The organism is Micromonospora sp. NPDC005291 (assembly GCF_040607415.1).
GTDB lineage: Bacteria > Actinomycetota > Actinomycetes > Mycobacteriales > Micromonosporaceae > Micromonospora.
Genome location: NZ_JBEXGR010000017.1, coordinates 21,989 through 42,653, shown reverse-complemented (window position 1 = coordinate 42,653; position 20,665 = coordinate 21,989). Strand labels below are relative to the sequence as shown.

The following is a 20,665-nucleotide window of genomic DNA, read 5'->3' as shown; positions in this document are numbered from 1 at the left end:
AGGGTCCCGTGCCCGGCTTCCCGCCGGCACGGGGCCCTCACAGGTGGTGGCCCCGCCACCTCGTCTGGTCCTCCTCCACGGCGAGCTGCTCCGCCAGCGCCACCTCGCGGACCCCGCGCCGGCGCTGGGCGTCGACGATCGTCTGCGCCCCCACGGCCAGCCAGGTGGCCACGGCCAGCATGGTCAACGCGGACAGCTCAGGCAGCGAACCGGCCACCGGCACCAACACGAGCAGCAGCAGGATTCCGCCGATCGTGGGCCAGCGGGGGGCGGCGAGCATTTTCCGGCCGAGCACGATGAGCGTGAGCAGATAGAGCGCGACCCCGCCGTAGAGCGCCAGCAGGTCGAAGTTCGGCAGCGGAACCCCCCAGCTCGGCGTGCTGACGTCGGCTCCCTCGTGGATCAGCCCCTTGAGCCCGAGCGCGAACAGGATGACGCCGGCGATGACCGGCAGATGCAGGTAGGTGTAGGTGTCGCGGGCCAGGGCGGCGCGGGTGGTGGGGTCGCGGGTCCGGTGCAGGGTCTGTTCCATGCCGAGCGCCAGGGTGTCGAAGTACGCCCACCACAGCGCCGCGGCCACCGCGACGCCGAGCACCGCGGCGACGAGCGCCGGCCAGGTCAGCGGCAGAATCGCGCTGCCGCCGGGAGCGAGCCCGAGCGCGATGATGGCCTCGCCGAGGGCGATCAGGACGATCTGGCCGTGCCGCTCCGCCCAGTGCCCGGCGGAGAGCACCGTCCAGCCGGTGCCGCGCAGCGTGAACCCGGCCCCGTACTCCACGGCCAGGGCCGCGAGCCAGAGCACCAGCCGGACCACCCCCTCGGCTGCGCCGTCGAAGAACCGTTGCGGCAGCAGCGCGGCGACGACGATGAGCGACGTGGCCAGCAGCGGCGGCAGGGCGAACAGTCGCCAGCGTCGGCGCAGGTCCCGGTTCCGGCGACCGGCCCAGATGAAGATCGACGTCTCGCTCATCCGGACCAGGAAGTAGCCGGCCGCGAAGACGATCGGGCCCGGGAGCCCGCCGGAGCGGTCGACGAACGCCTTCGGCAGGCTCAGCGCCAGCACGAAGGCGGCGGCCATGGTGGCGAAGCCGACCAGCGGGACGATGCCCTGGTCGGTACGGACCAGGTTGCCCAGCACGGCGAAACCCGTCCAGCACCACCAGAGCAGTGCCAGCACCACCAGGCACCGGATCAGGCCGCCAACGGTCGGATTGCCGGCGGTGACGGTGGTGACGTTCAGAAAGGCGAAGACGAAGATCAGGTCGTAGAAGAGTTCGAGGCGGGTCGCCCGGGAGCCCGGCGCGCTCCGCTGGACCCCGCGCACCCCACCACCCTCGCCCACCAGCAGATTGTGGCAGTCACGACCGGGCCGAAGGCACGTTCCCGGCAGACCGGTGGACCGCGGCGCTACCCGCTCACCCTTTCTCGGGCGGTCCGCGACGAGCGCGGACCGGTTCGGGGCAACCTGGCCGGGGTCGGTCCCGGTCGGTCGCAATCGGCGGCGACTCAGGCGATGACGGCCGGCTCCCGCCAGCGCTGCCGGCCGGTGCGGTCCAGGTCGTAGCGGACCGCGGCGATCCGCCCCACGGCCTCCACCAGGTCGGCGGCAGGCAGGGTGAACGGCAGCCGCAGGAAGCGCTCCAGGGTGCCGTCCAGGCCGAACCGGGGGCCGGGTGCCAGCCGTACGCCGACCTCCTCGGCGGCCCGGGCCAGCGCGCTGGAGACCGGGCCGTCCAACTCGGCCCAGAGCGTCACACCGCCGCGCGGCACGGTGACCCGCCAGTCCGGCAGGCGGTGCTCCAGCGCGCCGAGCAGGGCGTCGCGCTGGGCAGCCAACTGGACGCGGCGGTCGGCGACGATGGCATCGGCGTCGGCGAGCAGGTGCACCGCGACCAGTTGGTCCAGCACCGGGCTGGCCATGTCCACCCCCACCCGGACGGCGGCCAGCCGCTGCACCTGCGGGGCGGAGGCGCGCACCCAACCGATCCGCAGGCCACCCCAGTAGGGCTTGCTCATCCCGCCGATCGAGACCACCCGGGAGTGCCGGTCGAAGGTGGCCACCGGGGGTGGCAGCTCGGTGCCGTCCAGCGGAAGGTCCACAAAGGACTCGTCGATGACCAGGTCGGTGCCGACGGCGTGGGCGGCGGCCACCACCCGCTCCCGCAGCGACGCGGGCATCAGGTGACCCGTCGGGTTCTGGAACTCCGGGATCAGGTAGGCGAGCTTGGGCCGGGTCTGCCGGAGGCTGCCCAGCAGCAGATCGGGTTCCCAGCCGCCAGCGTCGGTGGCCAGGCCGTGAGTGGTGATCCGGGCCCGCCGGCCGGCCAGCGCGGCGAGCGCGTTGGGGTAGGTCGGGGACTCGACCAGCACGCTGCCGCCGGGGGCCAGGGCGAGCCGCAGCACCAGGTCCAGTGCGTGCTGGGTGCCGCTGGTGACCATGATCTGGTCGGCGGAGGTGGGCAGGCCCCGGGCGGTGTACGCGTCGGCCACCGCCTCGCGCAGCTCGATGATGCCGGTCGGGTGATAGCCGGCGCCGCCCAGGTAGCGGGGCAGATCCTCGGCGGCGGCTCGGGCGGCCGCCAGCAGTTGCGGTGGGGCAGCCAGCGCGGCGACACCGAGGTCGATCATCTCGCGGTCGTCCAGCGGGGTCCACAGGCCGGTGCTGGCCACCCGGTGGTTGCCGGGCAGCATCGTCCAGCTGCCGGCGCCCCGACGGCTGGCCAGATGCCCGGTCTCGCGCAGCTGCCGGTATGCGGCGGTGACCGTGGTCCGGCTGATCCGCAGCGCCTCGGCCAGCTCCCGTTCGGCGGGAAGGCGGACGCCCAGCGGCAGCCGGCCGTCGGCGAGCAGGCCGCGCACCGTGCCGGCCAGGGCGGCGTAGTCGGGGCTGCGCCGCCGGCCCGGCAGGGCGTGCCACTGCCCGAGCAGGCGGGCCAATTGGACGCCTCGAAGCTCACCCGTCATGGCCACTCCTCGGATATTGGCCTCTTCCTCCGCGAGGATTGGCACCTAGGGTGGCATGCATGGCACTGATTGGCAATCTTCGGCACCGGCCGGTGCGGCGGTTGGTCCAGCTCTACGTCGGGCTGGTCCTCTACGGGGTCAGCATGGCCCTGATGATCCGCTCCGGCCTGGGCCTCGACCCGTGGGACGTGTTCCACCAGGGGTTGTCCAGACTGACCGGGCTCTCCTTCGGCACGGTCACCATCGCGGTCGGCGCGCTGGTGCTGCTGCTCTGGATCCCGCTGCGGCAGCGACCAGGTCTCGGCACGGTCAGCAACGTGGTGGTGATCGGTCTGGTGGTGGACGCCACACTGGCCCTGATGCCGTCCGGCGGCCCGCTCGGGGTGCGGATCGTGCTACTGGTCACCGGGATCGTCGCCAACGGCGCCGCCACCGGTATGTATCTCGGCGCCCGGCTGGGTCCCGGCCCCCGTGATGGCCTGATGACCGGCTTCGTGGCCCGCCGGCCGGGCTGGTCGATCCGGCTGGTGCGCACGGTCATCGAGGTCACCGTGCTGGCGCTGGGCTGGCTGCTCGGCGGCACGGTCGGCCTGGGAACCGTGGCGTACGCGCTGGCCATCGGCCCACTGGCACAACTCTTCATGCCGCTCTTCGCGGTGCCCGAACGCGCCGCACCGGCACCGCCCACATCGGACGCCGACGCGCCCGCGCCGGGCACCGCCGCACCGGTCGCTCCCGCCGGCTGAACCCTCACCGACCGTCCGCGAGCCGGTACGCCGTGGTGGCGCAGCTCGCCAGATGGAGGGTGGGTGTTCCCTTCCGCGACGCGCGCCGTCATCATCTCTGCATGGGGGAGATTGGTTGGCGCTGGACGGACGCGTGGATCTTCGTCTCGCTGGTCATCGCGAGCGGGGCCGGGCGGCACCATCGGTCCGCGACCAGTCGACGGCCGGAGGGCGTCCGTCTGACCGACGTGCTCTCCACCGCCGACCATCTCAACCACGCGATCCCGCAGCGACACGAGGTGGAGGCCGCGGTCCAGCGGCTGGTCGGCGCCGGCCTGGTCAGCGTCGCCGACGGCTGGTTCCGGATCACCGCCGAGGGTGAGCAGCTCTGGCGGACCCGGCCCCGCGCCGGTGTGGCGACCATGGTGGACACCGTGCAGGGTGTGCTGACCCGCCGGCACGCGCCGGGCAGTGCCGACTGGAGCCTGGACGAGGCCGACCACGCGGCGGCCGTTCAGGAGTACGCCGTCCGCTCGATCCCCACGCCCCGCCGGTCACCGGAGGGGCACTCCAGCGGGCACTGATCGGCTCAGCGCACCGGATGACCGCTGTGACGCAGCGCATCCTTGACCTCGGCCACGGTCAGCTCACCGAAGTGGAAGACGCTGGCGGCGAGCACCGCGTCCGCACCGGCGCCGATCGCGGGCGGAAAGTGGGCCACCTCGCCGGCGCCGCCGCTGGCCACGACCGGCACGTCCACCACGGCCCGCACCGCGGCGATCAGCTCCAGGTCGAAGCCCGCCTTGGTGCCGTCGGCGTCCATCGAGTTGAGCAGGATCTCCCCCGCGCCCAGCTCGGCGCTCCGGTGCGCCCACCGCACCGCGTCGATCCCGGTGCCACGCCGGCCGCCATGCGTGGTGACCTCGAAGCCACTGGGCGTGCCGCCGCCCGGCGCCCGGCGTACGTCGAGGGACAACACGAGCACCTGGCGGCCGAACCGGTCGGCGATCTCGGAGATCAGCTCCGGCCGGGCGATGGCGGCGGTGTTCACGCCCACCTTGTCCGCCCCGGCGCGCAGCAGCGTGTCGACGTCGGCGACCTGCCGCACGCCACCCCCGACGGTCAGCGGGATGAACACCGACTCGGCGGTGCGGCGCACCACGTCGAGCATGGTGCCCCGGTCGCTGGACGACGCGGTGACGTCGAGGAAGGTCAGCTCGTCGGCGCCGGCCCGGTCGTACGCGGCAGCCAGTTCCACGGGGTCGCCGGCGTCGCGAAGGTCGAGGAAGTTGACCCCCTTGACCACCCGCCCGGCGTCCACGTCCAGACAGGGGATCACCCGTACCGCCACCGTCATGCCGCGAGCCTATCGTCCGCAGATGGCACGGCGGCCGACCCGATCGGGTCGACCGCCGCAAACGAGGTCCGGGTCACACCCGGACGAGCATCTTGCCAAGGTTCTCGCCACGCAGCAGACCGAGGAACGCCGCCGGGGCGTTCTCGATGCCGTCCACGATCGTCTCGTCGTAGGACAGCGTGCCCTCGCGCAGCCAGCCGGCGACGTCCTGGACGAACGCCGGACGGACGTGGCTGTGGTCGCCGACCAGGAAGCCGCGCAGGGTGAGCCGCTTGCCGATGACCAGCGCCAGGTTGCGCGGCGCGGCCGGTGGCTCGGTGTCGTTGTACTGCGCGATCATGCCGCAGATGGCGGCCCGACCGTGCAGGTTCATGGCCGAGATAGCCGCCTCCAGGTGATCACCGCCGACGTTGTCGAAGTAGACGTCGACGCCGCCCGGGGCGGCCGTCCGCAGCGATTCGCGGACCGGCCCGTCGTGGTAGTCGAAAGCGGCGTCGAAGCCCAACGCCCGCAGCCGCTCGACCTTGGCCGGCGAGCCGGCGCTGCCGACCACCCGGCCGGCACCCTTGAGCTTGGCGATCTGACCGACCAGGCTGCCGACCGAGCCGGCCGCGGCGGAGACGAAGACCGTCTCGCCGGGCTTCATCGCGGCGACCTCCAGCAGCCCGGCGTACGCGGTCAGCCCGGGCATGCCCAGCACGCTGAGGTACGCGCTGACCGGGGCGAGGCTCGGGTCGACCTTACGGGCGGCGGTGGCGTCGAGCAGCGCGTACTCCCGGAAGCCCAGCCCGTGCAGGACGGTGTCGCCGACGGCGATGTCCGCCGCCTCGCTGGCCACCACCTCGCCGATCGCGGCGCCGTCGAGCGGCGCGTCGAGCGCGAACGGTGCCACGTACGACTTGACGTCGTTCATCCGTCCGCGCATGTACGGGTCGACGGACATGTACTTGTTGCGGACCACGATCTGGCCCGGGCCGGGCGTCGGGACGTCGGTCTCGACGAGCCGGAAATTGTCCTCGGTGGGCCAGCCCTGGGGGCGGCTGGCCAGGTGGATCTGGCGGTTGCTGGTCACGGAGTGGTCGTCCTCTCGTCCGCGGTGGGGGCCTGGGGCAGCCGCGACGTCAGGCGGGCAGGGTCTCGCGGACGGTCAGCGTGACGTCGACGTTGCCGCGGGTGGCGTTGGAGTACGGGCAGACCTGGTGAGCCTGCTCGATAACCTGCTCGGCAGTCTCGCGGGGCACGGCGGGCAGGTCGACGACGAGCTGCACGGTGAGCCCGAACCCGCCGCTGCCGTTCGGGCCGATGCCGACCTCGGCGGCGACGACGGAGCCGGTCACGTCGGCCTTGGCCCGGCGGGCCACCAGCCGCAGCGCGGAGTGGAAGCAGGCCGCGTAGCCGGCGGCGAAGAGCTGCTCGGGGTTCGCGGCACCACCGGCACCACCCATCTCCTTCGGCGCGGCCAGGTCGAGGGCGAACGTGCCGTCGGAGGTCTCGACGCGGCCGTCCCGGCCGTCGCCGGTGGCGGTCGCGGATGCGGTGTAGAGAACCTGCATGATGGTCACTGCTCCTTCTGTCGGTGGATGGTGTCGGTGACCCGGGTGAGGGTGTCGCGCAGCGCGACAAGCTCACCGAAGCCCAGCCCGGTGGCCTGCGCGATCCGCAACGGGACGTCGCAGAGCTGCTCCCGCAGCGCCCGGCCCTGCTCGGTGAGGCCCACCTCGACCCGCCGCTCGTCAAGGACCGACCGCCGCCGGACCACCAGGCCCGCCCCCTCCAACCGCTTGAGCAGCGGGGAGAGCGTGCCGGAGTCCAGCCGCAGCTCGGCGCCCAGCTCGGACACCGTGGGGGCGTCGTCGGGACGCTCCCAGAGCACCAGCAGCACCAGGTACTGCGGGTAGGTCAGCCCGAACTCGTCGAGGATCGGCCGGTAGACGTCGGTCAGGGCGCGCGACGCGGCGTAGAGCGCGAAGCACACCTGCCGGCGCAGCACCAGATCATCGGTCACCGGTGAACCGTAGCCCACAATTAGATTGTGCACAACTGATCGGGCCGACGGCCAGCCATGACGACAGTCACCGCCGGGCCGACCTCAGCGACCGCCGAGGTACGCCTCCAACTCCACCTCGACCAGGTGCTCCGGGTCCAACAGACCGGCCACCACCACCAGCGTCGCCGCCGGCCGGACCGCGCCGAAGACCACGTTGTGCGCCCGGCCCACCTCGTCGGCGTGCAGCCGATCGGTCACGTACATCCTGGTCCGGACCACGTCGCCCGGCTCCGCACCCACCTCGGCGAGCGCGGCCAGCGCGATCCGCAACGCCTGCGCGGTCTGCGCGGCGGCGTCACCGACATGCACCACCCGACCGTCCACGGTGGCCGTGCAGCCGGCCGTCCAGGCCTGGTCACCGGCCCGAACGACCCGGGAGTAGCCGTACCGCTGCTCCCACGGACCACCTGAGCCGAGCCGGGTGGTCGTCACGCTTCGGCCAGCGTGCGCAGCGCCTCGGCCACGGTGAAAGCACCCGCGTAGAGCGCCTTGCCGGCGATCACACCCTCGACCCCGAGCGGCGCCAGCGTGGCCAACGCCCGCAGGTCGTCGAGTGTGGACACGCCACCGGAGGCGATGACCGGCCGGTCGGTACGCGCACACACCTCGCGCAACAGCTCCAGGTTCGGCCCCCGCATGGTGCCGTCCTTGGTGATGTCGGTGACCACGTACCGGCTCGCGCCCGCCTTGTCGAGGCGCTCCAGCACCTCGAACAGGTCACCGCCGTCGCGGGTCCAACCACGCGCGGAGAGGGTACGACCACGCACGTCCAGCCCGATGGCGACCCGGTCGCCGTACTCCCCGACCACCCGGTCGCACCAGACCGGGTCCTCCAGAGCGGCGGTGCCGATGTTCACCCGGGCCGCCCCGGTGCCCAACGCCGCGCGCAGCGACTCGTCGTCCCGGATGCCGCCGGAGAGCTCCACCTTCACGTCCAACTGGCGCACCACCTCAGCGAGCAGGTGCGCGTTGGTGCCCCGACCGAACGCCGCGTCCAGGTCGACCAGGTGAATCCACTCGGCGCCGTCCTGCTGCCAGGCCAGCGCGGCGTCCAACGGGTCGCCGTAGATGCTCTCGCTACCGACGGCGCCCTGCACGAGCCGGACGGCCCGGCCGTCGGCGACGTCCACAGCGGGTAACAGGGTGAGACTCAAGGTCACTTCTCCTCGATCAGGTACGACGGCCCAGGGCGATCACGACGATCGCCGGCAGTACAAGCAGCAACAGCACGATCAGCGCGATACGCAACGCCAGGTTGTCGACGAACGTCCAGATCAGAAGCAGCGCCGCACCGGTGAGCAGCACGATCGCGGCCCGCTCACCCCGGGTGTGCCGGGCCAGCCGCCCGGAGCGGCCCCGCCGCACCCGCGGCGTCAACCGGCGGACCACCGCGCGGCGGCGTTGCCGGCGAGCCACCTGACGCTGCCGGACCGCTCGCTCCCGGGCCTGCTCCGCCTCACGCACCGCCCGCCGACGGGCCCGTTCCCGGCTCACCGCGACGCCCGTCGGTCGGGCACCGGGCGACGACGCTCAGTCACCGCTGGGCAGCGTGGCAAGCCAGTTGCGCAGCAGCGCGGCACCGGTGTCGGCGGACTTCTCCGGGTGGAACTGGGCCGCCGAGAGCGGACCGCGCTCCACCGCGGCGACGAAATCCGTGTCGTGGTGGGCGGTGGTCACCGTGGCACCGGCAGCGGCCAGCGCCGCCGGGTCGCCCATCGCGTACGAGTGGACGAAGTAGAACCGGCTCTGCTCCGGCAGCCCGGCGAACAGCACCGACTCCCGGGGTGCCCGGACCGTGTTCCATCCCATGTGCGGCAACCGGGTGGCGGCCAGCCGCGTCACCCCGCCGGGCAGCAGCCCGAGCCCCTTGGTCACCACACCGTGCTCGTCGCCGTGCTCGAAGAGCACCTGCATGCCCACGCAGATGCCGAGCACCGGCCGGCCGGCGGCAACCCGCTCGGCGATCACCGGACCGGCGCCGAGCGCCTCGATCCCCGCCATGCACGCGGCGTACGCGCCCACCCCCGGCACCACCAGACCATCGGCGGCGGTCGCGACGGCCAGATCGTCGGTCACCCGTACGCTCGCGCCGGCGGCAGCCAACGCCCGCTCCGCCGAACGCAGGTTGCCCGAGCCGTAGTCGAGCACCACCACGTCGGCGGTCACGAGCCCGACCCCGGGATCAGCCGGAGCACCCCGGCGGCCGTGGCGAGCACCGCGAGCAGCGCGGTGATGACCACGGCGGGCTTCGGCGCACCCTGGCGGTACAGCGACCAGGTGCCGCCCACCAGCACCCCGGCCAGGATCAGCAACAACGTCGGCAACGCGGCTCCCATTAGAGGGCGCCCTTCGTGCTCGGGATCGCGCCCGCCGCGCGCGGGTCGATCGCGGTGGCCTCGCGCAACGCCCGGGAGACCGCCTTGAACTGCGCCTCCACCACGTGGTGCGCGTCCGGGTGACCGCCCGGCCGGGCAGCCCGCAGCACGTCGACGTGCAGCGTGACCCGGGCCGCCTGACCGAAGGACTCCCAGATGTGCCGGGTCATGCTGGTCGCGTACACCGGCCCGATGTACGGGGCCAGCACCGGCTCGTCGTGCACCACGTACGGCCGGCCGGAGAGGTCCACCGCGGCCCGGACCAGCACCTCGTCCATCGGCACCGTCGCCGAGCCGTACCGCCGGATGCCGGCCTTGTCGCCGAGCGCCTGGTCGAACGCGGCGCCCAGGGCGAGCGCGGTGTCCTCGATGGTGTGGTGCGCGTCGATCTCCAGGTCACCCACGGTGCGCACGGTCAGGTCGTAGCCACCGTGCCGGGCGATCTGGTGCAGCATGTGGTCGTAGAAACCGACGCCGGTGCTGATCTCGGCGGTGCCGGTGCCGTCGAGGTCGATCTCGACGAGAACCTTGGTCTCCTTGGTGATCCGCTCCACCCGGGCGGTCCGGCTCATTTCTTGCCTCTCGGTCGCGACTGCGGGGCTCGCAAGCTCACTCCTCGCGCTCCCACTGCACAGTCTCCATTGCAGAAAGGAAGGCATCGGTCTCGGTGGGGGTGCCGGCGGTCACACGCAGCCAGCCCGGCAGGCCGACGTCGCGGACCAGCACCCCCTGTGCCAGCAGGGCGTCCCAGACGGTGGTCTGGTCGCCGCCCACCTCGAAGAGCACGAAGTTGGCGTCGCTGTCGGCGACCCGCAACCCGCGCTCTCGCAGCGTCGCCACGATCCGGTCCCGCTGCGCCATGATCGCGCTCACCGTACCGAGAAGGGCATCGCGGTGGGACACCGCCGCGCGCGCGGCGGCCTGGGTCAGCGCGGAGAGATGGTACGGCAGCCGGACCAACTGCACCGCCTGCACCACCGCCGGGTCGGCGGCCAGGTAACCCAGCCGCCCGCCGGCGAAGCCGAAGGCCTTGCTCATCGTCCGCGTGACCACCAGCCGCGGGTGGCCGGGCAGCACCGCGAGGGCGCTGACCGTCCCGGGCCGGGCGAACTCGGCGTACGCCTCGTCGACGATCACCATGCCGGGCGCGGCGTCGAGCACCGCGGCGATCACCGCCGGGTCCAGTGCGGTGCCGGTGGGGTTGTTCGGCGAGCAGAGGAAGACCACGTCGGGCCGGTGCTCGCGGACCTGGGCGACCGCCTCGTCGGCGGTCAACCCGAAGTCGACGCCGCGCGCGGCGGGCACCCACCGGGTGCCGGTGCCGAGAGCCAGCAGCGGGTGCATCGAGTACGCCGGAACGAAGCCGAGCGCACTGCGCCCCGGCCCGCCGAACGCCTGGAGCAGCTGCTGCTGAATCTCGTTGGAGCCGTTGGCCGCCCACACCTGCTCGACCGTGAGCCCGTGCCCGAGATAGTCGGCCAGGTCGGCGCGGAGCGCCACCGCGTCCCGGTCCGGGTATCGGTTGAGCTCGCGCAACTCGGCCGCGAGCGCCTTGCCGATCGCCTCCACCACGGGCTCGGGCACCGGGTGGGAATTCTCGTTGGTGTTGAGCCGCACCGGCACGTCCAGCTGCGGCGCACCGTACGGCGACAGCCCCCGCAGGTCGTCACGGATCGGCAGATCGTCCAGGTTGGTCATGCCGTCCCTCCCGGGAAGCGGGCCTGAACCGCCTGGCCGTGCGCGGGCAGGTCCTCCACGGTGGCCAGGGTGACCACGTGCGGGGCCACGTCGCGCAGCGCGGCCTCCGTGTATTCGATCAGGTGCACGCCGCGCAGGAAGGACTGCACGGACAGTCCGGAGGAGTGCCGGGCACAGCCGCCGGTGGGCAGCACGTGGTTGGAGCCGGCGCAGTAGTCGCCGAGCGACACCGGGGACCAGGCGCCCACGAAGATCGCCCCGGCGTTGCGGACCCGCAACGCCCACTCCCGGGCGTCGACCGTCTGGATCTCCAGGTGCTCGGCCGCGTACGCGTCGACCACCCGCAGCCCCGCCTCCAGATCGTCGACCAGGACCACGCCGCTCTGCTCACCGGTCAGCGCCGTGGTCACCCGCTCGGTGTGCTTGGTCTCCGGCACCTGCCGGGCCAGCTCCCGCTCGACCGACTCGACCAGCGCCAGCGACGGGGTGACCAGCACGCTCGCGGCGAGCGGGTCGTGCTCGGCCTGACTGATCAGGTCGGCGGCGACGTGCGCCGGATCGGCCATGTCGTCGGCCAGGATGGCGATCTCGGTCGGCCCGGCCTCGGCGTCGATGCCGACCACGCCGCGCAGCAGCCGCTTGGCGGCGGTCACCCAGATGTTGCCGGGGCCGGTGATCAGGTCGACGGGGTCGCACCGCAGCTCACCCGACGGGTCGACCGCCGCGCCGTACGCCAGCATCGCCACCGCCTGGGCGCCGCCCACCGCGTACACCTCGTCGACGCCGAGCAGCGCGCACGCGGCGAGCACCCGGGCGTCAGGCAGGCCACCGTTGTCCTTCTGCGGCGGGCTGACCACCACCAGCGAGCGCACCCCGGCCGCCTGGGCGGGCACGACGTTCATCACGACGGTCGACGGGTACATGGCCAGGCCACCGGGCACGTAGAGGCCTACCCGGTCGACCGGCAGCCACCGCTCGGTGACCGTGCCGCCGGGCACCACCTGCGTGGTGTGGTCGGTGCGCCGCTGGTCGTCGTGCACCCGACGAGCCCGGGCGATCGACTCCAGCAGCGCGGCGCGCACACTCGGGTCGAGCACCCCCTCGGCCTCGGTGATCGCCTCGACCGGCACCCGCAGCACCTCCGGGGAGATGCCGTCGAATCGCTCGCTGGCCTCCCGGATCGCCGGGTACCCATGCTCCCGGACCGCCTCCACCAGAGGTCGGATCCGCTCGACGGCAACCGACACGTCGAGCTGGGCACGGGGCAGCAGGCGGCGCGGGTCACCGAGACCGTTGCGCAGGTCGATCCGATTCAGCACCCTTGCGAGTCTAGGCGGCCGGTCCGGAGGCCACCCGAGCCGCCCGGTCGCCGAGACGGTGAGCCGGGCCACGCCCACGGCGGCGAGATTGGTTAGGCTCGACCATGTGACCGCACGGCTGCCGGTGTTCCCGCTCGCAACGGTGCTCTTTCCCGGGTTGGTGCTGCCACTGCACATCTTCGAGGAGCGCTACCGAGCGTTGGTCCGACACCTTGTCAACCTGCCCGAGGGTGCCCCGCGCGAGTTCGGCGTGGTGGCCATCCAGGCCGGCTGGGAGGTCGCGTCCACCGGGTCCGGCGCCCACGCGACACCGAACGTGGGCGAGATCACGCTGCACGAGGTGGGCTGCACCGCCGAGCTGCGCCAGGTGACCGAGCTGGCCGACGGTGGCTTCGACATCGTCACCGTCGGCCGACGCCGTTTCCGGATCGCCGAGGTCGACGACAGCACCACGCCCTACCTCACCGCCGACGTCGAGTGGCTGCCCGAGCCCGCCGGGCCGGACGAGGTCGCCGACCTGCTGGCCGCCCGGGTGATCGCGGTGTTCCGGCAATACCTCGGCCTGATCCGCTCCGACCCGGAGGAGATCTCCGAGCAACTGCCGGAGGACCCGACCGTGCTCTCCCACCTGGTGGCGGCGACCGCGGCGCTCACCGTCGACGACCGGCAACGGCTGCTGGCGATCGACGACACCGCCGCCCGGCTCCGCGCCGAGCTGCGGCTGCTCAACCGCGAGGCGGCTCTGCTGCGTCAGGTGCGGGCGGTTCCGGTGCCGCTGGCGGAGCTGGCGTCTCCGCCGACACCCAACTGAAACCCGCAGGGTCAGGTTCCGGGCGCAGCCCTGGCCAACGCGACCAGCCGGCCAGCAGGGTGTACATGATCGCGGCGCCGAACGCCGGCAGCAGCAGGCTGCCGTGCGGCACCGGCAGCACGCCGAGCAGCCAGTCGACCCCACCGGCCCGCAGGTCGGCGGGTTTGGTGAAGGCCTGCCCGGCCGGGGCGGTGGCCAGCAGCCGCTCGAAGGTGGCCAGACCGACCCGCCGCCCCACCTGCCAGGCCACCGGCGCGGCGACCAACGTGCCGAGCACCGCGGCGAGCAGCCCGACGGGGCCGCGCCGCCGACGCAGCACGAACCACAGGGCGAGCGCCACGAGCAGCCCGAAGGCGAGCCCGAGCAGGCTGAACCACCCGTCCGCGGCGATCGGCTGTTCCGGTTGCGGCTCGGTGTAGATCGCCCCCTCGGCGGTCTTGAGCACCGGCGTGTCCGGCGCGAGCACGGCCCAGAGCAGCCCGAACGGCACACCCAGCACCGCCAGCGCGAGCACGACGCCCAACACCGTCGCCGCGACACGCAGCGGGCGACGCGGCTCGTCGAAGCTCAGCTCCAGCGAGCTCTGGTACGCCGTCGAGGGTGCGGCATCCGGCGGGTCGAGCTCGGCCGGCGAGTCAGGCTCGGCCGACGGCGGGGTCGCCCCCGACCGGCCGGGCGGAGCGGGCCGCTCGGGCTCGTCGGCGGGCCGCTCAGGGTCGGGGTTGTCCGGGCTCACCCGATGATCCTCTCAGGCCCGGTGCGGGGCCGGGGCTGAGGTGGCGGCAGACCCGCTCACCGGGCGAACGGCTCCACCATCATCGCCGCCGCCCGCAACCACGCCTGCCGGGTCTCCGGCTGGAGTTGGTGGTATTCGATCGACGACCCGGTCTCCAGCGCCGGGTCGTACGGCACCACGGCCACCCCACGGGTGCGGGTGGCGAAGTGCCGCTCCAGATCCTCCTGCAACGCCGAGCGACCCGGGGTCGGGCAGGAGATGAGGGTGATCGCGTTGTCCGCCAACTCGCCCATGCCCTCCTCGTGCAGCAGGTCGAGCATCCAGTCCGCGCTGAACGCCGCGTCCTCACGGGGCACGGTGGTCACCACCAACTGGTCGGCGGCCTGCATCACCGTGCGCCAGTTGGGGCTCTCCACGTTGTTGCCGGTGTCCACGCAGACGACGTCGTGGGTGCGCCGCAGCAACTCCAGCACACGCCGGACGGTGAACTGGTCCAGTCGCTGGGCGAAGCGCGGGCTCTCCTCGCCGGCCAGCACGTCGTACGAGCCGTCGGAGGCGTGCCGCAGGTAGTCGTCCAGCCGATCCAGCAGGGTCTCGCCCTCGAGGATCTCGATCTGGGCCAGGTCGGTGATCAGATGACGGATCGTCCGGGCGTGCCGGGCGCTACCGGCGCGCAGCCCGAGAGTGCCGCGCAGCTCGTTGTCGTCCCAGGCCAGCACGCCCTGCCCGCGGACGCTGCCGACCGTGGCCGCGGCGAGCACGGTGGCGGTGGTCTTGTGCACCCCGCCCTTGGGGTTGGCGAAGGCGAAGACCCGGGGCGTGCCCAGGTCCCGCTGGAGCACCCCGTTGGCCCGCTCCTGCTCCTGGTCGACGCCCTGCGAGCGCCACTCGATACGGGCGGGATAGGCGCGCTCGGCGATGGCCGAGCCGACCGGCGGGGCGGGTGGCGGTACGACTGGAGGGGCGGGTGGCGGTGCGACTGGCGGCGGTGCGACCGGCGGGGGCGGCGGCACGGGCACCGGGTAGCCGGTCTCCGGCTGGTAGCCGCTCTGCAGCAGGGCGTACCGCGACTCCACCGGCGGGTCGCCCGGCCGGTAGCCGTTGTCCAACACGGCGTAGCGCGACTGGACCGGCTCGGGGCCGCGTGGTGGCGGCTCAGGCTCGGCCCGGTACGTCGGCTCCGGCCGGTAGCCCGGCGAGGCCCGATATTCCGGCTCCGCCCGGTAATCGGGCTCAGCCCGATAATCCGGCTCGGCGCGATAGCCCGGCTCAGCGCGATAATCCGGCTCAGCGCGATAGCCCGGTTCGACGCGATAGCCCGGTTCGGTCCGGTACGCCGGCTCAGCCCGATAATCCGGCTCTGCCCGATAGCCCGGCTCAGCCCGATAATCCGGCTCCGCCCGATAGCCCGGCTCAGCCCGGTAGGCGGGGTCGACGCGGTAGGTCGCCTCGGCCCGGTAAGGGGGCTCCGCACCGTACGACAGCTCGGCCGGATGCCCGATGGCCGGCGCCCGCCCGGCGTAGCCATTCGGGGCCGCACGCCGTGGCAGAGGATCCGGCGGCGCTTCGTCGGCACGCTGGTCCGGCTCGGTCTGCTCCGCGCCGCGACCGCCCAGCCGGGCGCGGTCCAACAACGCGCGCCACCGCGGCGCTGGTTCGGCCGGCCGGCCCCAGCCGGTCTCACTGCCCTCCACGGCCCGCCCTCCCAGCGCCATCGATCTCCGTCTGACAGGCTACGAACCAAACCCTATTCGGACCACACCTCAGAACGCACACCAGCCGACGCAGATCACGACGACGTGGGCGCCGGCGGCTCGGCGCCGATGGTGTCCGGGGAGGTGGTGACCCTCGGCGGTGCCGGCTCGGTGGGCTCCGCCGACGACGGCTCGAGTGACGGGATCGTCACGACCGGTGCGGGTTCCGACGATTCGCCCATCAACGCCGAGGGCGTCGGTGCGGCCGGCGTTGGCTCCGACCGCCCGTCCGGGGTCGGCTCGGGGCTCGGCCCGGTGTCGGCCGGCGGGCGCACCACGTCGCGCTGCTCGGGCAGTGGCGGCGTGAAGACCGTGCGGTCCAGTCGGTACACCTCGGGGGCAGGGTCGACCGCCCGCACGTCCGGCCGGGCGGCCACGCCGCGCAGCGCCACCGGCGTCGCCCGTACCACCGCCGCGTAGACACAGGCGCAGCCCGCGCGGTACGCCTCCGCCTCGGCGGCGGCCACCTCTGCGCCGCTGGCGTACCGCTCACGCAACTCCCGCTCGTCCGCACCAACACCGCTGACCGCGGCGGCCCTGGCCCGGTAGTCGGCGGCTTCGGTGTCCTTGCGGGTCGCCACCTGTGCCATCCCCGCGACCACGTCGTCCGGCACCCGCAGCGCGGGAATCTTGACGATCTCGGTCTGACGCCCGGGCAGCGGAACCCGCCCGAAGACGGTCGAGACCGGCACGTCGCCGAGCACCGCCGCCAGACGCTGCGGCGGCAGGTACGCGTCGAGCGTGACCAGCGCATACGTCCCGTCCCCGGTGGCCGGGGCGGACGCGGGCAGCCCGGCCAGGTCGGCCGCGGCGGACCGCAGGTAGCCGGGGACGGAGTCGCCGTCGGTCACCCCGACCCGGGTCACCTCACCCACCGTCCGGTCACCGACCGGAGTGTCGTCGGCGGCCCAGACCGCGGTGCCCAGCACCGCCGCGGCGGAGAGCACGGCGGCCCAGGTGAGCACCCCGGACCTCGCCGACCGGTCGCCCAGCCGGGCCACGGCCCGGGTCAGCGGCGGCAGCAGCCGCTGGTCCAGTTGCCGCAGCAGGTTGCCGGCGCGCACGGGCGGGATCCCCTCGTCGGATCGGTGTCGGGCGGTCGCCGCTCAGTCACGCAGGATCTGGAGCGCACGGTCCAGGTCGTCAGGGTAGTCGCTGACGAACCGGACCTCGTCCCCCGTTCGGGGGTGCAGAAAGCTCAGTTCGCGAGCGTGCAGCCACTGTCGGGCCAGGCCGAGGCGGGCCGAGAGGGTGGGGTCGGCGCCGTAGGTGAGGTCGCCCACGCAGGGGTGCCGCAGGGTGGAGAAGTGCACCCGGATCTGGTGGGTCCGGCCGGTCTCCAGTCGGACGTCGACCAGGCTGGCCGCCGGGAACGCCTCCAGCGTGTCGTAGTGGGTGATGCTCGGCTTGCCGCCGGAGACCACTGCCCAGCGGTAGTCGTGGGTGGGGTGCCGGTCGATCGGCGCGTCCACGGTGCCGCGCAGCGGGTCCAGGTGCCCCTGCACCACCGCGTGGTAGCCCTTGTCCACCTCGCGGTACTTGAAGGCCCGCTTCAACGCCGTGTACGCGTGCTCGCTCTTGGCGACCGCCATGATCCCGGTGGTGCCCACGTCGAGCCGGTGCACCACACCCTGCCGCTCGGCGGCGCCGCTGGTGGAGATGCGGTGCCCGATCGCGGCGAGGGCGCCGATCACCGTCGGGCCGGTCCAGCCCGGGCTGGGGTGCGCGGCCACGCCCACCGGCTTGTCGACCACCACGATGTCGTCGTCGGCGTACACCACGCGCAGGCCGGGCACCGCCTGCGGCACCACGGTCGGCGGTGCGACCGGCGCCGGCAGCGTGACGTCCAGCCACGAGCCGGCCTTGACCTTGTGCGAGTTGGGCCGGGCGGCACCGTCGACCAGTGCGTCCCCGGCATCGATCAGGGCCGCGGCGGCGGTGCGGGAGAGCCCGAACAGACGTGACACCGCCTGGTCGAGTCGCATCCCGTCGAGGCCGTCCGGGACGGGCAGTGAACGGTGGTCGCCGCCAGCGGCGAACGCGGAGGTCATGCCCGCTCCCTCTGGTCGGCACCGTGGGTGGCGGCGCTCGTGTCGGTGGGCTTGCCGTCGCGGCCGACCCGCTGGCCGTCACGCTGGCGGCCGGTCAGCTCCAGCAGAACGGCCAGCAGCACGCCGCAGACCAGCGAACTGTCGGCCAGGTTGAACACCGGCCAGACCTGGCCGTACGGGTCGAACAGGCTGATCATGTCGACCACGTGCCCGTGGAAGGGGGAGGGTGCCCGGAAGATCCGGTCGACGAGGTTGCCCAGCGCGCCACCCAGCACCAGGCCGAGGGAGATCGCCCAGGGCAGCGAGCGCAGTCGCAGTGCCATCCAGACGATCCAGCCGACCACACCGATGGTGATCAGCGGGAAGATCCAGGTGTGGTCCGCACCGATGCTCCAGGCGGCACCACTGTTGCGGGTCAGGCTCAGGTAGACGAGCCCGCCGAGCAGCCGGACAGGCTCCCGGTCGGTCAGCGCGGCCAGCGCGAGGTGCTTGGTGACCAGGTCGGCCAGCAGGGCCACCAGGGCGACTCCGGCGAGGATCGCGACGGCCCGGGGCCGGCGTCTGCCGCCGCCCGGGTCGGTGCGGCCGGGTTCGGCGGACGGTACTGCGGTCATGCGCTCCCCATCGACAATCTCGGCGGTGATCGCTCACCGTCTCATCACCGCCGGGGAACGGACCTCAGCGCCGCTCCTCCAGCTGCTTGCACGTCACACACTGGGTGGCCGACGGGAAGGCGGCGAGGCGCTCGACCGGGATCGGGTTGCCGCACCGCTCGCACCAGCCGTAACCACCCTCGTCGAGGCGCTCCAGAGCGCGCTCAACCTGCGTGATCCGTTCCAGAATGCTGTTGGCGAGAGAGATCTCCTGCTCCCGCTCGAGCGTCTTGGTGCCCGTGTCGGCCTGGTCGTCCCCGGCCGAGTCGGTCAGCCGATCGCGCTGCAGCTCGGTGATCTCACTCAGCGTCTGATCGTACTCGGCGCGAAGCTCGTCCCGCCGCGCCGCCAGCGCCGCCCGGATCTTCTCGGTCTCCGCGGTGCTGCGGGTGGCCCTGGCCACCGGCTTGCGCCCGGCGGTCCTGGTGTCGGCTGGCTTCGCCATGAGTCGCTCCCTCGGCCGGGGAGCCGCGCGGTCCGCGGCACCTGGTCAGGGGGCGCCGACCAAGGCGTCCCCCATGTACGAAAAGGGGCGCGCGGCGACGATGGCCGCGCACTCCGGAGGTTGGCAAGAATACGGAACGTACAGGCGTCCGACAACGTGCCGCACCGTCGTACCGCTTATCAGCCCCTAGCCTTGCCGAACTGGGGCAAAAGGAACGCTAGCAGATCAACCGACCACCTCATCCCCGTACTCACCAAACCATCGGGCCAGGCGACCCCGCCGGCTGACCGCCCGCAGCCGCCGTTCCGCGGCGTCCCGCACCCCGACGGTCGCCACGATCAACAGGCTGTCGCCGGTCTTCAGGCGGGTGTCCGGTGCGGGCACGAATCCCACCCCGCCGCGCAGCACCAGGGTGACCGAGGCGCCCAGCGGGAGCCGCAGCTCGTCGACGTGCACGCCGGCCAACCGTGAGCCCGGCGGCACCTCCAACTGGAGCAGGTCGGCCCGCATCCGCTCCAGCGGGGCGGTCTCCACATGAATCTCGGCGGCCTCGGCCGGGGCGGTGACCCGCAACCAGCGGGCGAACGGCCCCAGCGTCCCGGTCTGCACCAGTGTGAAGATCACCACCAGCACGAAGACCACATCGAAGAGGCGCTCCGCGCCGGGCACCCGCTCGGAGAGCGGAATGGTGGCCAGCACGATCGGCACCGCCCCACGCAGCCCGGCCCAGGACAGGAACGCCTGTTCTCGGAGGCCGACCCGGAACGGCACCGCCGAGACGGCCACCGACAGCGGCCGGGCCAGCAGCACCAGCGCCAGCCCCGCGACCACCGCAGGCAGCACCGCCGCGGCCAGTCGGCCCGGCGAGACCAGCAACCCGAGCAGCACGAACAACCCGATCTGGGCGAGCCACGCCAGCCCGTCCGCGAAGCCGAGGATCGCCTGCCGGTGCGACAACCGGGCATTGCCGAGCAGGACCCCGGCCACGTAGACGGCGAGGAACCCCGAGGCGTGCAGCACCGCCCCGGCGGCGTACGCCAGCACGGTGATGCCCACCGCGGCGATCGGGTAGAGCCCCGCCGAGGGCAGCGCGGCCCGGCGCAGCGCCCAGGTGCCGGCGACACCCGCACCCACGCCCACCGCCGCACCGACACCCAGCTCGTAACAGACCAGCCCGACCTCGAACCACCACGGGTGCGACCAACCCTGATGGGACAGCAGCACCACCAGCAGCACCACCGGGGCGTCGTTCATGCCCGACTCGGCCTCCAGCGTCGCCACCAGCCGGGGCGGCAACCGCAGTCGACGCAGGGTGGCGAAGACGGCCGCCGCATCGGTGGACGAGAGCACCGCGCCGTAGAGCAGGGCCAACCGCCAGTCCAGCCCCAGCAGCAGGTGCACGGCGACACCGACCACCACGATGCTGACGACCACCCCGAGCGTGGAGAGCGCGGAGGCCAACCCGAGCACCGGGCGCAGGGTGGTCCACCGGGCGGTGAGGCCGCCCTCGGCGATGATCACGATCAGCGCGCAGAAGCCGAGGGCCCGGGTCAGCTCGACGTCGTCGAAGCGGATGCCCAGCCCGCCCTCGCCGATCGCCACGCCCAGCGCCAGATAGACCAGGAGGCTGGGCACGCCGAGACGGGTGGAGAGCCGGACCGCACCCACCGCGACCAACAGCACGGCCGCACCGAGCAGCAGCGCGATATCCAACCCGGGCGTCACGGTTG

General features: G+C 73.1%; 24 protein-coding genes. 3 read left to right on the top strand and 21 right to left on the bottom strand.

The features are described 5' to 3' along the window. Positions 1 to 37: 37 nt before the first annotated feature. A complete protein-coding gene (locus ABZT18_RS22050) occupies positions 38 to 1,342 on the bottom strand; it encodes a low temperature requirement protein A (protein WP_354994818.1) in 1,305 nt (434 codons plus the stop codon). 164 nt (positions 1,343 to 1,506) lie between these two features. Beyond that, complete coding sequence (locus ABZT18_RS22045; RefSeq protein ID WP_354994819.1) at positions 1,507 to 2,964, bottom strand: PLP-dependent aminotransferase family protein; 1,458 nt, start codon at positions 2,962 to 2,964, stop codon at positions 1,507 to 1,509. A 59-nt stretch (positions 2,965 to 3,023) separates the two neighbouring features. Here ABZT18_RS22045 and ABZT18_RS22040 point away from each other — a divergent pair, with 59 nt between their 5' ends. Together ABZT18_RS22040 and ABZT18_RS22035 are read left to right on the top strand one after the other, a co-directional pair. Then, positions 3,024 to 3,710: a hypothetical protein gene (locus tag ABZT18_RS22040; protein WP_354994820.1), complete on the top strand. Its 687-nt coding sequence runs from the start codon at positions 3,024 to 3,026 to the stop codon at positions 3,708 to 3,710. A gap of 101 nt (positions 3,711 to 3,811) precedes the next feature. Next, on the top strand, positions 3,812 to 4,273 hold the full coding sequence (locus ABZT18_RS22035; RefSeq protein ID WP_354994821.1) for a hypothetical protein: 462 nt from the start codon (positions 3,812 to 3,814) through the stop codon (positions 4,271 to 4,273). A 5-nt stretch (positions 4,274 to 4,278) separates the two neighbouring features. Here the strand turns inward: ABZT18_RS22035 and hisF are convergent, their stop codons facing one another. From hisF to hisD, 12 genes are all read right to left on the bottom strand, one after another. Continuing rightward, complete coding sequence (gene hisF / locus ABZT18_RS22030; RefSeq protein ID WP_354994822.1) at positions 4,279 to 5,046, bottom strand: imidazole glycerol phosphate synthase subunit HisF; 768 nt, start codon at positions 5,044 to 5,046, stop codon at positions 4,279 to 4,281. A gap of 73 nt (positions 5,047 to 5,119) precedes the next feature. Further along, complete coding sequence (locus tag ABZT18_RS22025; protein ID WP_355252383.1) at positions 5,120 to 6,118, bottom strand: NADP-dependent oxidoreductase; 999 nt, start codon at positions 6,116 to 6,118, stop codon at positions 5,120 to 5,122. A gap of 49 nt (positions 6,119 to 6,167) precedes the next feature. Then, the gene (locus tag ABZT18_RS22020) at positions 6,168 to 6,599 is read right to left on the bottom strand and encodes an organic hydroperoxide resistance protein (protein WP_354994824.1); all 432 of its coding nucleotides are present in this window, start codon (positions 6,597 to 6,599) and stop codon (positions 6,168 to 6,170) included. A gap of 5 nt (positions 6,600 to 6,604) precedes the next feature. Then, positions 6,605 to 7,051, bottom strand: coding sequence for a MarR family transcriptional regulator (locus ABZT18_RS22015; RefSeq protein ID WP_354994825.1), 447 nt, complete (start codon positions 7,049 to 7,051; stop codon positions 6,605 to 6,607). Positions 7,052 to 7,135: 84 nt separating this feature from the next. Beyond that, on the bottom strand, positions 7,136 to 7,525 hold the full coding sequence (locus ABZT18_RS22010) for a Rid family hydrolase (RefSeq protein ID WP_355252380.1): 390 nt from the start codon (positions 7,523 to 7,525) through the stop codon (positions 7,136 to 7,138). Further along, positions 7,522 to 8,247 (bottom strand): bifunctional 1-(5-phosphoribosyl)-5-((5-phosphoribosylamino)methylideneamino)imidazole-4-carboxamide isomerase/phosphoribosylanthranilate isomerase PriA, encoded by a 726-nt coding sequence (gene priA / locus ABZT18_RS22005; RefSeq protein WP_354994827.1) that lies wholly within the window; start codon positions 8,245 to 8,247, stop codon positions 7,522 to 7,524. Before priA ends, ABZT18_RS22010 begins: the two co-directional genes overlap by 4 nt. 16 nt (positions 8,248 to 8,263) lie before the next feature. Beyond that, positions 8,264 to 8,587 (bottom strand): hypothetical protein, encoded by a 324-nt coding sequence (locus tag ABZT18_RS22000; RefSeq protein ID WP_354994828.1) that lies wholly within the window; start codon positions 8,585 to 8,587, stop codon positions 8,264 to 8,266. 36 nt (positions 8,588 to 8,623) lie between these two features. After that, positions 8,624 to 9,259, bottom strand: a complete 636-nt coding sequence (gene hisH / locus ABZT18_RS21995) for an imidazole glycerol phosphate synthase subunit HisH (RefSeq protein ID WP_355252377.1) — start codon at positions 9,257 to 9,259, stop codon at positions 8,624 to 8,626. Next, positions 9,256 to 9,417, bottom strand: a complete 162-nt coding sequence (locus ABZT18_RS21990) for a hypothetical protein (protein ID WP_355252453.1) — start codon at positions 9,415 to 9,417, stop codon at positions 9,256 to 9,258. Before ABZT18_RS21990 ends, hisH begins: the two co-directional genes overlap by 4 nt. Positions 9,418 to 9,428: 11 nt before the next feature. Then, the gene (hisB, locus tag ABZT18_RS21985; RefSeq protein WP_204941261.1) at positions 9,429 to 10,040 is read right to left on the bottom strand and encodes an imidazoleglycerol-phosphate dehydratase HisB; all 612 of its coding nucleotides are present in this window, start codon (positions 10,038 to 10,040) and stop codon (positions 9,429 to 9,431) included. 37 nt (positions 10,041 to 10,077) lie between these two features. Further along, the gene (locus tag ABZT18_RS21980) at positions 10,078 to 11,166 is read right to left on the bottom strand and encodes a histidinol-phosphate transaminase (protein ID WP_355252374.1); all 1,089 of its coding nucleotides are present in this window, start codon (positions 11,164 to 11,166) and stop codon (positions 10,078 to 10,080) included. Beyond that, positions 11,163 to 12,485, bottom strand: a complete 1,323-nt coding sequence (gene hisD, locus ABZT18_RS21975; protein WP_355252371.1) for a histidinol dehydrogenase — start codon at positions 12,483 to 12,485, stop codon at positions 11,163 to 11,165. Before hisD ends, ABZT18_RS21980 begins: the two co-directional genes overlap by 4 nt. A gap of 106 nt (positions 12,486 to 12,591) precedes the next feature. Between hisD and ABZT18_RS21970 the strand changes: the two genes are divergently transcribed. Then, positions 12,592 to 13,296, top strand: coding sequence for an LON peptidase substrate-binding domain-containing protein (locus ABZT18_RS21970; protein WP_355252368.1), 705 nt, complete (start codon positions 12,592 to 12,594; stop codon positions 13,294 to 13,296). Here the strand turns inward: ABZT18_RS21970 and ABZT18_RS21965 are convergent. The 7 genes from ABZT18_RS21965 to ABZT18_RS21935 all read right to left on the bottom strand — a co-directional run bounded on the left by ABZT18_RS21965 (position 13,211) and on the right by ABZT18_RS21935 (position 20,660). Further along, positions 13,211 to 13,873 (bottom strand): DUF2567 domain-containing protein, encoded by a 663-nt coding sequence (locus ABZT18_RS21965; RefSeq protein WP_355252450.1) that lies wholly within the window; start codon positions 13,871 to 13,873, stop codon positions 13,211 to 13,213. The two genes, ABZT18_RS21970 and ABZT18_RS21965, sit on opposite strands and share 86 nt — an antisense overlap. Positions 13,874 to 14,088: 215 nt before the next feature. Then, positions 14,089 to 15,747: an AAA family ATPase gene (locus ABZT18_RS21960; protein WP_355252365.1), complete on the bottom strand. Its 1,659-nt coding sequence runs from the start codon at positions 15,745 to 15,747 to the stop codon at positions 14,089 to 14,091. Between the two features lie 74 nt (positions 15,748 to 15,821). Next, complete coding sequence (locus ABZT18_RS21955) at positions 15,822 to 16,850, bottom strand: hypothetical protein (RefSeq protein ID WP_355252362.1); 1,029 nt, start codon at positions 16,848 to 16,850, stop codon at positions 15,822 to 15,824. A gap of 42 nt (positions 16,851 to 16,892) precedes the next feature. Next, entirely contained in the window at positions 16,893 to 17,837 is a 945-nt protein-coding gene (locus ABZT18_RS21950; protein WP_355252359.1) for an RluA family pseudouridine synthase, read from the bottom strand. Further along, complete coding sequence (lspA, locus tag ABZT18_RS21945; RefSeq protein WP_354994838.1) at positions 17,834 to 18,451, bottom strand: signal peptidase II; 618 nt, start codon at positions 18,449 to 18,451, stop codon at positions 17,834 to 17,836. The genes ABZT18_RS21950 and lspA overlap by 4 nt, the downstream gene beginning before the upstream one ends. Positions 18,452 to 18,515: 64 nt before the next feature. After that, positions 18,516 to 18,935: a TraR/DksA C4-type zinc finger protein gene (locus tag ABZT18_RS21940; protein WP_354994839.1), complete on the bottom strand. Its 420-nt coding sequence runs from the start codon at positions 18,933 to 18,935 to the stop codon at positions 18,516 to 18,518. Between the two features lie 225 nt (positions 18,936 to 19,160). Continuing rightward, entirely contained in the window at positions 19,161 to 20,660 is a 1,500-nt protein-coding gene (locus ABZT18_RS21935) for a potassium/proton antiporter (RefSeq protein WP_355252356.1), read from the bottom strand. Positions 20,661 to 20,665 lie beyond the last annotated feature (5 nt).

Excerpts from the sequence above, each read along its gene's own strand:
- ABZT18_RS21940 (WP_354994839.1), bottom strand. The coding sequence starts at position 18,935 with ATGGCGAAGCCAGCCGACACCAGGACCGCCGGGCGCAAGCCGGTGGCC.
- hisF (WP_354994822.1), bottom strand. The coding sequence starts at position 5,046 with ATGACGGTGGCGGTACGGGTGATCCCCTGTCTGGACGTGGACGCCGGG.
- ABZT18_RS21960 (WP_355252365.1), bottom strand. The coding sequence starts at position 15,747 with ATGGCGCTGGGAGGGCGGGCCGTGGAGGGCAGTGAGACCGGCTGGGGC.
- ABZT18_RS22040 (WP_354994820.1), top strand. The coding sequence starts at position 3,024 with ATGGCACTGATTGGCAATCTTCGGCACCGGCCGGTGCGGCGGTTGGTC.
- lspA (WP_354994838.1), bottom strand. The coding sequence starts at position 18,451 with ATGACCGCAGTACCGTCCGCCGAACCCGGCCGCACCGACCCGGGCGGC.
- ABZT18_RS21950 (WP_355252359.1), bottom strand. The coding sequence starts at position 17,837 with ATGACCTCCGCGTTCGCCGCTGGCGGCGACCACCGTTCACTGCCCGTC.
- hisB (WP_204941261.1), bottom strand. The coding sequence starts at position 10,040 with ATGAGCCGGACCGCCCGGGTGGAGCGGATCACCAAGGAGACCAAGGTT.
- ABZT18_RS21980 (WP_355252374.1), bottom strand. The coding sequence starts at position 11,166 with ATGACCAACCTGGACGATCTGCCGATCCGTGACGACCTGCGGGGGCTG.
- ABZT18_RS22020 (WP_354994824.1), bottom strand. The coding sequence starts at position 6,599 with ATGCAGGTTCTCTACACCGCATCCGCGACCGCCACCGGCGACGGCCGG.
- ABZT18_RS22045 (WP_354994819.1), bottom strand. The coding sequence starts at position 2,964 with ATGACGGGTGAGCTTCGAGGCGTCCAATTGGCCCGCCTGCTCGGGCAG.
- ABZT18_RS22035 (WP_354994821.1), top strand. The coding sequence starts at position 3,812 with ATGGGGGAGATTGGTTGGCGCTGGACGGACGCGTGGATCTTCGTCTCG.